Here is a 12,244-nt window from a genome sequence, read left to right as displayed (position 1 = left end):
GGCGAACCGGCCCCGTGCGCGGCCCTGCCGCGCACGGGGACCTCACCCCATTCGCCAGGCCACGACACCCGGCGAATCCACAAACGGAGTCGATGACTCATGGCTTGGCTACTGCTCGGCGTCGCCGGCATCTTCGAAATCGCCTTCGCCTTCGGGATGAAGTGGTCCGAAGGCTTCACGCGCTGGCTGCCTGCGCTGTTCACCGTGGGCACCGGCTTGTCGAGCGTGTTTCTTCTTTCGTTCTCGCTGCGCACCCTGCCGGTGGGGACCGCCTATGCGGTGTGGACCGGCATCGGTGCGGCGGGCACCGCGATTCTCGGCATGGTGGTGCTGGGTGATTCCGCGGCGCCGCTGCGGTTGCTCTGCATCGCGCTCATCCTGGCGGGCGTCATCGGATTGAAGCTCGTTTCGGGAAGCTGAGGGCGGGCGCGCCACGCTGCAGGCCGCGGGCCGGAGGCAATAGACTGGGCCCTCGAGTCTGCGGAGCCCACCCATGCGCAACCTGGATTTCAGTTCCTGGCAGACCCTGCTGTCGACCCTGTTCGGGCTGGCGGTGATCACCCTGATCGGCGTCGGCATCCGCTTGCTGGCGATGCAGACGATCCAGCAGCGGCGCGAGCGCGAGAACCGGCAGATCAACGAACGCCTGCGCACGCTGATCGCCGCGTACAAGACGCTGGGCGGTTCCTTCACCGGCAATCTCGCGGTCGATCCCAGCCATCTGCGCGACCTGCGCCGCCGGGCCGAGCCGGGTGGTGATGCGGCGGCTGAACCGACCGGCCACGAAGGCGCCGGCAGCGACCGTTCGCGCCGCATCCGCGATGCGGTCGAGGCGGCGTTGTCGGACATCATCCTGCTGGGCACCGAAGAACAGGTGCAGCTGGCGGCGAAGGCCGCCGCGGACATGGTCGCCGGGCGCCCCGCCCACATGGCCGAGCTGGTCGCGTCGCTGCGCAACTTCATCCGCCGGGTGCTGGACCTGGAGTCGGTACCCTCCGGCCTGGCCATCCCGCAGCAGGGTCCGACCCGGATGCCTGCGTCGCGCGGCAAGGGCGATGGTGGTGCGAAGGATGGCGCCAGGGGCGGCGGCAAGGGCATGGGCGGCGGCGCGAGCGGCATGGGCGTGGGCCTCGGCGCTGGCGACAGCGGCGACGACGGCCACGAGCCGCGTCACTGAGGCGTGGCGTCGTTTTTGACGTCCCTTGCGCGGTGACCGGTTGCCGGCAGTAGGCGGCCGACTCCGTCGCAGGCATCATGGCCACCGTTGTCCCCGTCGGCCCCCACCCGTGTCCCCACGTTCCGATTACGCCCCGGTGTTGTTCGCGGTCGCCATGCTGCTGGTCAGCATGGTGTCGTACCAGTGCGGCGCCGCGCTGGCCAAGCAGCTGTTTCCGCTGATCGGTGCGCAGGGCGCCACGGCGTGCCGGCTGGGCCTGGGCGCGCTGATCCTGTTGCTGATACGGCGACCCTGGCGCTCGCCACGACGAGTGCGCGATACGCGTGCGCTGTGGGGCTACGGCCTGTCGATCGGCGCGATGAACCTGGTGTTCTACATGTCGCTGCGCACGATCCCGCTGGGCATCGCGGTGGCGCTCGAGTTCACCGGGCCACTGGCGCTGGCGCTGTTCGGCTCGCGCCGCTGGCTGGATTTTGCGTGGATCGCCCTGGTGCTGGCGGGACTGGCCCTGCTGTTGCCGTTGCGCGGGCAGGCGCAGGCGCTCGATCCGGTGGGCGTGATGTACGCGCTGGCCGCCGGCGTGGGCTGGGCGCTGTACATCGTGCTGGGCCAGAAGGCGGGCGCGGTGCATGGCGCGGACACGGTGACCCTGGGCACCTGCATCGCGGCGCTGCTGGCCATCCCGTTCGGCGTGGCGCACGCCGGCAGCGCGCTGTTCGCGCCTGCGTTGCTGCCGCTGGCGCTGGGCGTGGCCGTGCTCAGCTCGGCCCTGCCGTACTCGCTGGAGATGCTGGCGCTGACCCGCCTGCCCACGCGCAGCTTCGGTACCTTGCTGAGCCTGGAACCGGCCATCGCGGCACTCGCCGGCGTGGGCTTCCTCGGCGAACACCTGAGCTTGCTGCAGTGGCTGGCGATCGTGGCGATCATCGTCGCCGCGGCCGGCACGGCACTCAGCGTGCGCCGGCCGGTGGCCGAACCGCCGCTCAACTGAGCAGGTTCGTCAACGGCCTTCCTGCGTTTGCTTCGTCCACCGCTGCGTGCAGCTTAATGAAAAGAGTAGATCTCGGCGCCACTAACTAATGTCCGCTCTTGGGTTCATTTGCATGATTGACGGTCACCCTGCGGAGTGCTTTTTGGGTGACGTCAAAGCAGAGCGCTGGACAAATGGTGGTTCGGAACGAAGGGTCACTCATGCTGCATGGCCTGCTCTAGCCTGCCCCTATTTGCGGCCCCGAGCTTTTGCAGCCCCAGTGCGTGGGTCATAGCGTAGAGGGCTTCTTCTCCGAGCTTTCCTTTAGCTCTCATTTCATGGGCTAACGCGCCAAGCTCTTGAATGCAGATTTCGTCGACCGAACGAATATTGTTTTCATCGATAGGGCGGCGAAAAGCGAGTGTGGCACTGGAGCCTTGATCGCAGGGCCAGAAAAAGGCTCCGACATCTTCGCTTGAACTCTGGTGTACTTGATTTGCGATAAGGATGACGCGATCGCGGATACGTCCGCCCGTACGAAGCCAGCCATGTGCCCTGGCGATGCGGCGAGCCAGGACGACATCGAGAATGGGGCCTTCATGGTTGATGACGTGGGTGATCATCCGGGTCAACGAGGGCGTATAGGAATCGGCGAAGAACCTGTCTGGTTCCACAAGATCCACGGCTTCACTCGGGTCGGCTTCGGAATACGTGTTGCCTGTTTGCGTTGCAGGAACGTCCGGTTCGTCGGTAAGTGATTTCGCATACGCAGCCTCGATGACATGTGATGTGGATGCGGTGGTCTCGGACAAATTCGGATCTGGCCTGGTCACGGAGCTGGTGGTCGTTACGGCAGCATCATGTCCGGCGGCTTCGAGCGCTTGCGCGAGTGCAGCTTCGGCTGCCAGCCGCGAAGCTTCCTCGCGAGCTTCAAGCTCGGCTTTGATGCGTGTGGCCTCCTCGGCACGATGTGCGCGGACCACGCCGAGAAGATCTTGCAGGCATTTGTCGATGCGCTCGACAACGTCGGTGGGATCGATCCACCAGTCAGTTGACCAGATACGCAGAATCTCCCAGCCCAAGCCGCGCAGGACCTGCTCGCGCAGCTTGTCGCGGTCACGTGCAGTAGCGCTACGGTGATAGGTGGCGCCGTCACATTCGATGCCGGCCAAATAGCGCCCCGGTGCATCTGGGTCGACCACACCCAGATCAATACGAAACTGCGAGACGCCGATCTGGGTGTGCAGATGCCAGCCGCGCTTTGCCAGTGCGTCAGCAACGGCTTGCTCGAAGGGGCTGTCGTACCCACCGCGACTTCCTGATGTGACTTCAGCAAGGGCACGGGAGCCACGCGCCGCAAATTCTAGGAAATGCTTGAGGTCGCGTACTCCCGCTGCGCTGGTGCGTGCAAGATCCATTTGCTCGGCATGCAGGCTCGCGAATACACGGAGTTCATGGCGAGCCCGTGTGATCGCGACGTTCAGTCGGCGCTCTCCCCCTTGGCGATTCAGTGGCCCGAAGTTCATCGAGAGAAGTCCGGCGCGGTCCGGACCGTAGGTGATCGAGAAATACATGATGTCGCGCTCGTCACCCTGGACGCTTTCGAGATTCTTGACGAAGAGAGGCTCGAGTGCGGCCTCCTCGAAGTAGGATTCGAGCGATGGATCCTGCCGGCGCGCCTCGTCGAGAAGATCCTCAATCAGGCGTTGTTGTTCGGCATTGAACGTGACAACACCGATGGTAAGTCGGCTCTCCCTGAAACCGGGCGAGCGCAGACGCGCGACGATATCGGCGACGAGTGCTTTGGCCTCGGCGGGGTTTGTACGCGATGCACCTTTCTCATAGACGCCAATCACGGGATGCAGGCTGACAGCCTGGTCGTTGGTTACCGGAGAAGGGAACGTAACCAGTTTGCTTTCGTAGTAACGCTGATTGGAGAACGCGATCAGGCTCTCATGGCGACTGCGATAGTGCCAGTTGAGATTACGCATGGGCAGGTTGGCGCCGATGCATTCGTCGAGAATGCTTTCGAGATCGCCTTCGACGTCCTCGTCGTCACTTTCAGCATCGGGCCCAGTGCGGTCGAAGAATGACGTTGGCGGCAGTTGCTTGGGGTCGCCAACCATGACGACCTGTTTGCCTCGCGCTATCGCGCCGATGGCGTCCCAAACAGGAATCTGCGAAGCCTCATCGAACACGACAAGGTCGAACGTGCTCGCATCTGGCGGCAGGTACTGCGCAATCGACAATGGGCTCATCAACAGGCAGGGAGTGAGTTTGGTCAACACTGTGGGCGCACGCGACATCAACTCGCGCAGTGGCAGATGGCGGGACTTTTTGCTGATTTCATGACGCAGCGTCCCCCATTCCGATGCGCGGTCGACGCTTTCCGGGTCGGGCAGATCGGCACAAAGGCGCGCGCGCAGCCAGTCACGGGTTAGGGTCGTGAATCGTTCGTCGAGTTCGCGGAAGTCCCGGATGCGCTTCTCGTGTTCTGCGCTGACAAAATCCCGAATGACGGGTTCGTTGTCCACCACCGCATTAAGCCACCAACGACAATAGTTGGTCTCAAAACTGCGACGTACGTTACCAAGGCCTACGGCGCCGCTCTCCATGCCGGAGACAAGTGGTGCGAGACCAAGGCCGATCGCCTCAGCACGGATGCGGCGCCAAGCCGTCCAAGCGCGAAGGCGTGGTTCGGATTGAATGATGCCCTCGCATAGAGAACGCACGTCATCGAGCGAGAGCGAGCCCAGTTGAGCGCGGCCATCTTCGGTAAAGCAGGCTGTGGTCGCCAGTTCGGTGAGTAGTCTCGGCAGCAGCTCCGCTGCATTCAGCAGCGCGCGCGCTTCGGCGACGATCGGGCCACCCGACTCCAGCAGACTGTTGGCGTCGCCGAGGAGGTGATGGAGTGTTGTTTTGACCGGACCAAGACCTTCCGGCGTCGCTGCAAGGCCCGCGATGGAAGCGGTGATTTGCGCATGGAAGCTCAGTGCGTTCGCTACATCCTCGGCGTGGGTATGCAGCCCGTTCCAGATGCCGCCAGTCATGCTGCGTAGATCATCGAGTTCACCCAGGGACTTTTCGATCCGCGAGCGTTCGTTCAACAGCTTCCAGTCGGCGGACATGGCATCGCCAGCTTCGCCACGCCCGATCGCGTCGTGAGTTCCGTCAAGGCTGCCTTCCTCGCGCAACTGACGCAGCTCGCGCTGGAATGCCAGCGCGGCGCGAAGTTTATCCACGGATGTCGAAAGTCCCAACCACAGCGATGCTGTGTTGGCCTGCAGATCTGCAAGCTTGTCGATCTCCCTTTCCAGAAGGCGCACCGCGCGCATGCGGGCAAGCTCCGCACGTAGACGTTGGCCACAACTGCCGTCGGCGATGGTTTCAAAGCCACGATCTTCCCAAGTTGCTTGCTGTCGAGCGGCCGCAAGCGCGAGCTGGAAGCGCAAGGCGCAACGGATGTGTTGGGGCTTGCTGTCCAAGGCTTTCCAGACATCTGTTGATGCGGTGCCCGGATTGAGCTCGATAATCTTCGCGCGCAAATCGCGAATGTCGGCCCAAGTTGTCAGGTCCCTGGCAACATCGGGTTTGCCGTTGCCGATGGTTGCTGCGGATAGACGGGCTGTGACGCGGTGCTTGAGATACCAGGATTTAGGCCAGATCGACTGCTCGGCGCGGGTCCATTCCTGCTGGAAGGTGGAGATGTCGATTTGCTCGATATCGGTGGCATAGCCGACCGAGAGATTTTTCGTGGCCTGGTCGAGCCGGGCGATCAGTGCCAATCCCTTGTTCAGACCTGTCACGGTGGATGTTGGCCACGGTTCGGCCAGTTGATCGAGCAACTGGCGATGTTTATCCATGTGCTGCAGACCACGTTCGCAGGCGTCGACGACCTCCCCGGGCCATGACACAGACAGACGCGAACTCAGGTCAAGATGCCGATTTATCAGTTCGATACCTTCCTGCAGGCGCCGCGAGATATTGCGTGCATCCGGGAGCAGCACGAAACGCCAGTCGCGGCCTGCCGCAGTCGGTAGGCACAGGGCAAGCTGTTCCAGCGCTTGCACGGCCCGCCGATCTGGTGTTGGCAAAGGTAGCTCGATGGCCTGCGCAAACCGCACAACGCCTTGCTGCATCGCACGCACGGCAGGAAGCGTCTTTCGTGCGGCGTCGATGGTGTGTTGCTGCCAGCTCGGGGACCATTCCGCTTGCCCGATGGTGGCTAGAGCGTGAGTCGTGAGTGATTCGTATCCGACGGATTGCGCATTCACCTCCAGCCGGTCGGCGACGTCCCGCATAGCAGTCATGGTGGCCGCATCATGCGTGGTGAAAGATGTCCAGGAAAAACTGAGCCCGTCCAGTTCCGTGCCCGCACTGAGCTGCCCGATGGCATCATAGATCGACCATCCGTTGTCGTATCGGCGGTGCAGGCTCTGAACGTACCCGTTCAATGCGCGGCGCAATTCAGCCAGATGTTCGGCCTGTGCTTGCCAGGCGCCAGTGTCGACCTTCCCGCGCGCCTCCCACGCAGAGTTCAGTTGGGCGAGGACGTCAGTTTTCCTAGCTTTGCTTGAATGCAGTTCGAGGCAGAAGTCACCGAGTTTTACTTCGCGCAGACGGCGATAGACGACATCGAGAGCCGCGATTTTTTCCGAAACGAACAACACGTGCTTTCCCTCGGCAACCGACTGCGCTATGAGATTGGCGATGGTCTGGCTCTTGCCGGTTCCCGGGGGTCCTATCAGGACGAAGTTCTTGCCGTGCGCAGCGGCCATGATGGCCGATAGTTGTGACGAATCAGCAGCCAATGGGCAAAAAACTTGGCTAGGGGGGAAGTCGCTGTCGAGACGGGTGGCTTCCGGGAAGGAGATGCTTGAGTCAAAGCGGTCGCGTGGTGTGTCGAGCAAATGGCGCACGACCGAGTTCTTTCGCAACTGATCCGTGCGTTCTGCCAGATCCTTCCACATCAAATATTTCGCGAAGGAGAACGTGGACAGCACGACTTCGCGGCTCACTTCCCAGCCTTTGATGTCCTTGATGGCGTGCTCGACGTTTTTCCATATCTTGTCGACATCGAGCCCCGCATCGTCCCGAGGCAGTTCCCCTTCTGCGATACCCAGCCCGAGTCGGAAATCCTGGCGAAGCATTTCAATCAGCGTGGGATTGAAGCGCGGTTCGTCGTCGTGGAGTACAAAGGTGAAACCGGAGCGCGCGCTATGCCGCTGTAAGGTCACGGGGAGCAAGATCAGAGGCGCGCGGTAGCGCCGGTCATCGCGGTCCTCGCGGGTCCACGACAGGAAGCCTAGTGCGACATACAACGTGTTGGCACCACCTTCCTGCAGCGAGGTGCGTGCAGTGCGGTATAGGTCAATCAGGCGGGCTTCGAGATCCTGCTGGGGGAGGCCGACGAAGACTTCGCGCCGCCTAAGAGCATCGAGTGCATGCTGGCGGCGTACGTTTTCGCGTTCACGTTCCTCGTATAGCGCCTGATCACGAGGATCGACGCCCGTCATGAGGTCGGGTCGTGGCAGAAGTTTCAACGTTTCGTTGGTTGCGAGAAGGTCTTCCAGTGCAGCAGGGTCCGGCACGTCGAGACGAAGCGCGCGTTTGCCCTCCTTGAAGTTAAGCAGGTTGTTGCGCAGCGAAAGGTCCAGGAGTTTGCGCTGCCAGCGCGCAAGACGATCTTTTGGGTTGAGTTCTGCCGGTTCAACGTCGACAGCCGCCGTGGACTCATCGGGTAGATCGGGAGCCTCTTCGATGCCGAGTTCGGTGTCAGATGTGTCGACAGCCACGCCTGTTGCCTGATGTGGTGCTGCTTCGGCACTTGCCAGTGGCTTGATACGCTGCATACGCGCACGGCGGACGTCCACCGCGAGTTCGAAGCTTTCGTCGTGGTTCTCGGCAATCAGCTGATCTGCGCGTTCGGTGGCGTAGGAGAACGATGGCACCGGGTGATGGGTGATCAGGGTGGTCTCGAATAGCACCAACTCCTTGAGTCGTACTCGTTTGCGCAGCGCGGTCACGTCGTCGACGACAGTTGTCGAGAACTGTTCGTTCTTGAGCCAGACCCCCGCGAACGCATGACCATGCGTGAACACCAGTAGCGGATTGAGTCCAGCCTGTTCCAATGCAGAGCAAAACAGCAGGGTCGAGTCCAGACAGGTGGCGAGCCCGGATTCGCCGATCTGCCAAGCGCCACGCACCTTTTGCCCTGAGTGTTCGAAGCTCGCCGGCGGCAGGGCGTAATCCAGTTTCATCGACGCCACGGCGCTCCAGATGGCGGAGGTCAACTCCCAGGCACGGCGCGCACCACCTGCATAGCCGTCCAATGCAGAGCTCTTGCCGCCCTTGCGCAGTACCTCTGCTGCTTGTTTGAGCAGACGTTCCACCGCTGGTTCGTTGGGCTGGACGAAGGCAGCCACTAGATCTGGAAGGCTTGACAGACCACCCCACTGATTGCGCGGCAACAATTCCAGTTTTACGTCGCATTGCGTCACTATGTTGGCTTCTGCACCGAGGGTGCGGAGCGCGAAGGAAACCGTCGCCGTCTCGGCTTCGGTCAGGCGGCTGAGCAGACTGCCGTCCAATGCGATATCCGGAATCGGGACTTGGTAGCGGCTGCGCGCGACCAGTTCATCGATTCGCCAGGTTTTCGGCTGAAAAAAAGTTGGCTCGGAGGTGACGCCCAATTCAAGATCGCTAATGCGGGCATCGGTGTCGTTGACGACTGCCAGACCAATGATCACTGGAACTGCGTTCTGAAATGCCGCCAGATTGAGCTTGGTGGCAAGAGTCGCTTCGATGCGAAGCGGTTCCTCATGAGGCGCCACACTTTCTTGCTGCTGCTCCTGCGTCATCCTTGCCCCCTCCTGGCTTCGATTCGCGTGCCTTGAATAGATGCATCGTGCGGCCAAGCTGCGGGAGCCTTGGTACTGTGCACAAGTAGCTGCCTGATGCCAAAGCAAACCTCATGCCACATATGGGTCTTAGTGGCTGAGGGATAAAGGCAGAACACGAGCATGCAGGAGTGTCGCATTTTCCCGTACGCAAACCGGTGCCGCTCTCGTTCTTCGTGGGTGTAGGCAGCTTGCCTTCGCTTCATCGACGACTGCGGCCTTGCTGACGGGCGAACCTGCCTAGCCCCCGTCACACGATTGCCCGCCGGTTGCCCCGGTTTTGCCCGCATCGACGCGGGCCGTCTTGTCAGACTCGCAACCTTCCACGTTTCACCCCGATACCAGGAAACCTCATGCAGCGACTCCCCGGACTGGACCTGCTGCGCAGCTGGGCGATCGTCTGGGTGATGCTGTTCCACTCCTACATCGTGGGCGGCGTCGGCGAGCATTTTTCCTGGCTGTCGAACTACGGCTGGATGGGCGTGGACCTGTTCTTCGTGCTCAGCGGCTACCTGATCGGCTACCAGTTGCTGGCGCCGCTGGCGCGCGGCGAGCCGCTGGCGTGGCGCGATTTCTACCGCCGCCGGGCGTTCCGCATCCTGCCGGCGTTCCTGGCGGTGCTGGCGGTCTACCTCGCCTTTCCGCTGCTGCGCGAAGCGCCCGGCCTGCAGCCGGCGTGGCAGTTCCTCAGCTTCACCCTCAACCTGCTGATCGACTACCAGCACAATCGGGCGTTCTCGCACGCGTGGTCGCTGTGCGTGGAGGAACATTTCTACCTGCTGTTCCCGTGGCTGGCCTTCTGGATGACCCGGCGACCCTCGATGGGCCGCGCGCTGGCGCTCGGTCTGGGCGTGGTCGCGTTCGGCATGATCGTGCGCGGCTACGTGTGGCTGCACGACATGGCGCCGCTGCGCGAGGTGGACGGGCCGGCGTTCGGCCTGCGTTTCGTCGAAGGCATCTACTACCCGACCTGGGCGCGGCTGGATGGCTTGCTGGCGGGCGTGGCGCTGGCGGCGCTGCGGGTCGGCCGGCCGCAGGCGTGGGCACGTTGGCAGGCGCATCGCGGCCGCCTGCTGCTGGCCGGCGCGGCACTGTTCGCGCTGGCGTGGTGGCTGTTCGGTGAGCGACTGGACTTCTGGCCCAGCGTGCTCGGCTACCCGCTGCTGTCATTGAGCTTGGCGATCTGGGTGCTGCTGGCCACCAGCTTGCCGGCGCGCTGGAAGCTGCCGGGCGCGGGCTGGCTGGCGCGGATCTCCTACAGCCTCTACCTCAGCCACAAGCTCGCGCTGCATGCGGTGGCGACGTGGCTCGTGCAGCCCTGGCAGATGCACGGAATGGCGGCGTTCGCCGTATATGCCATCGGCGTGCTGGCCGTGGGCGCCGCGCTGCATTACGTGGTGGAGCGACCGTTCCTGCGCTGGCGCGAGCGCATCGATGCCCGGCGGTCGACGCCCCTGCCGTCGGCTGCCGCGGCTCTCTGAATCGCGTCGGCGCAGCCCGCCAGGCCGTCGGATGCCCTGTCACGGCAAGCCGCTTCGGCGTCGGGCGGCCGTCCGTAAGGCGGCATAACGCTTCGTGACGGTTCGTAACGTGACATCGCATCGGGCTGGCCGAACCATCGGTTCATCGGCCACGGCGGCGACGCCCGTCAGGAGGACCTTGCGATGACCTGGATGAAATTCGCCGACGCCCGCCGGCAGGAGTGGTTCCTGCAGCAGGAGGGGCTGTGGCTGCTGTGCCAGCAATATGCGTACGCGCAGCTGCTGGACGAGCGGGCTCGCGTGGTGCCCGAGAAGACGCCCTGGTACTCGATCGGCCCGCATATCAGCAACGTCGAAATCGACTTCGCCAACTTCGATGCGGAGAAGACCCGGTGTGCCGAACAAGCCTACGATGGGCTTACCCGGGCGTCGCTGGAAGACGGGACGAGCGTCTTCAACCAGCTGATCCAGATGAAGGACGAGCTGGATCTGTACACCCGCAGGCTGGCCGCGAAGAAACACCGGGTGGCGCGGGACAACGCCAGCAGCATGGAGAGTCACGTCAATTTCTTCGGCGGCGCCGCCACCGTGGCCAGGTATGTGCGCGATGGGGCGGCGGCGGTCCTGCTGGTCACCGCTTCGGTGGCCACGGCTGGCACTGCCGCAGCGGCCGTGGCTGGTGCGGGCTCGGCCGGTGCCGCTGGCGCCGCGACGGCGGCTGGCGCCGGTGGCTGGCTATCGGCTGCCGGTGGCCTTGGTGTCACCGCGATGGGCTCGGGACTGAAGGGACTGGCCACTTACGAAGACTCGGTGCTGTCCAAGGGCGTTTCCTGGAGCGACGGGGGCAGCATCGGCGCCGGCCTGTTGCAGGCCACCGGAACCTTCATGGTCAACGCCATTCCGATCATGTCCAAACTCGCCCCCGGCGGCGCGGCGATGAGCAAGCCGGCGCTGCTGATGATCACCACGCCGTGGAATGCGTTCACCACCTTCGCCGTGGGCGTGGCCAAGGGCGACAGCCTGGGCAAGTCGTTGACCTCCACCGTCGTCGGTCTCGGCATGTCGGCCATCCCCCTGGGCGACCGGCTGGAAAAGCTGGCCATGCCGATCGCGGCCAGGCTGGTCGCAGCCCCCGCCGCGGAAATCGCCACCAAGGTCGGTGTCGGCATGGTGATGGACAAGATCACCGATGTGGCCAGCGATCGGGTGTACGACAAACTCGTGGCCAAGCCGAAGCCGCACGTCTCGAAACAGGTGCAGCACATGGTCGGGGTCACCACCCAGCTCGACCGTCCCATGTCCAGCGACGACTACATCTGCCGCACCGTGATGTTTCCCGCCTCCTATACACCGGCGCGATGAAGGCCAGGGGAACTCCGGTCGACCCGATGTTCATCGATTCAGACGTCTGGACGTCCATCCATGATTTCCCTGCGCTGTGAATCCTTTGTTCGCGGCCGATGCCGATCGGTCGGAGGGTTCGCCGAAGCCGCCGCCCGCCGTTTTCAAGACGGTGGATGCACCAGCAATTTCGTGGCGCAGGAAGTTTCGTGTCGCCCATGCGCGGACCGCGATACGGCCGAAAGTGTCGATCCGCTCACACAATTGGATGAGGCGAAGACGATCACCGTCCGGCGTGTGAAATGCATGCTGAACGAACGCCGCATGGTCGCTTGTGGGCCCGGATGCACAACGCGCAAGATGCGCGCAGAGACGC

General features: G+C 63.2%; 6 protein-coding genes. 5 read left to right on the top strand and 1 reads right to left on the bottom strand.

Annotated features, from left to right (window positions below; translation table 11 throughout):
* Positions 1 to 99 precede the first annotated feature (99 nt).
* From AC3A56_RS07815 to rhtA, 3 genes are all read left to right on the top strand, one after another.
* Positions 100 to 420, top strand: coding sequence for a DMT family transporter (locus AC3A56_RS07815; protein ID WP_487769920.1), 321 nt, complete (start codon positions 100 to 102; stop codon positions 418 to 420).
* 73 nt (positions 421 to 493) lie between these two features.
* A complete protein-coding gene (locus AC3A56_RS07810) occupies positions 494 to 1,177 on the top strand; it encodes a hypothetical protein (RefSeq protein WP_487769919.1) in 684 nt (227 codons plus the stop codon).
* A gap of 109 nt (positions 1,178 to 1,286) precedes the next feature.
* Positions 1,287 to 2,168, top strand: coding sequence for a threonine/homoserine exporter RhtA (rhtA, locus tag AC3A56_RS07805; RefSeq protein WP_487769918.1), 882 nt, complete (start codon positions 1,287 to 1,289; stop codon positions 2,166 to 2,168).
* A 194-nt stretch (positions 2,169 to 2,362) separates the two neighbouring features.
* Here rhtA and AC3A56_RS07800 read toward each other — a convergent pair whose 3' ends face one another.
* Positions 2,363 to 9,007, bottom strand: coding sequence for a DUF3320 domain-containing protein (locus AC3A56_RS07800; RefSeq protein ID WP_487769917.1), 6,645 nt, complete (start codon positions 9,005 to 9,007; stop codon positions 2,363 to 2,365).
* A 392-nt stretch (positions 9,008 to 9,399) separates the two neighbouring features.
* Between AC3A56_RS07800 and AC3A56_RS07795 the strand changes: the two genes are divergently transcribed.
* Positions 9,400 to 10,527 (top strand): acyltransferase family protein, encoded by a 1,128-nt coding sequence (locus AC3A56_RS07795; protein WP_487769916.1) that lies wholly within the window; start codon positions 9,400 to 9,402, stop codon positions 10,525 to 10,527.
* 183 nt (positions 10,528 to 10,710) lie between these two features.
* Positions 10,711 to 11,889, top strand: a complete 1,179-nt coding sequence (locus tag AC3A56_RS07790) for a hypothetical protein (protein ID WP_487769915.1) — start codon at positions 10,711 to 10,713, stop codon at positions 11,887 to 11,889.
* Positions 11,890 to 12,244 lie beyond the last annotated feature (355 nt).

The sequence above is a fragment of the Rhodanobacter sp. Soil_C_14 genome, assembly GCF_057657335.1.
Note: the sequence above shows the minus strand (reverse complement) of the source record. Positions and strands in the feature narration are given on the sequence as shown.

Coding starts and splice junctions, on each gene's coding strand:
- AC3A56_RS07815 (WP_487769920.1), top strand. CDS start 100: ATGGCTTGGCTACTGCTCGGCGTCGCCGGCATCTTCGAAATCGCCTTC.
- AC3A56_RS07810 (WP_487769919.1), top strand. CDS start 494: ATGCGCAACCTGGATTTCAGTTCCTGGCAGACCCTGCTGTCGACCCTG.
- AC3A56_RS07800 (WP_487769917.1), bottom strand. CDS start 9,007: ATGACGCAGGAGCAGCAGCAAGAAAGTGTGGCGCCTCATGAGGAACCG.
- AC3A56_RS07795 (WP_487769916.1), top strand. CDS start 9,400: ATGCAGCGACTCCCCGGACTGGACCTGCTGCGCAGCTGGGCGATCGTC.
- AC3A56_RS07790 (WP_487769915.1), top strand. CDS start 10,711: ATGACCTGGATGAAATTCGCCGACGCCCGCCGGCAGGAGTGGTTCCTG.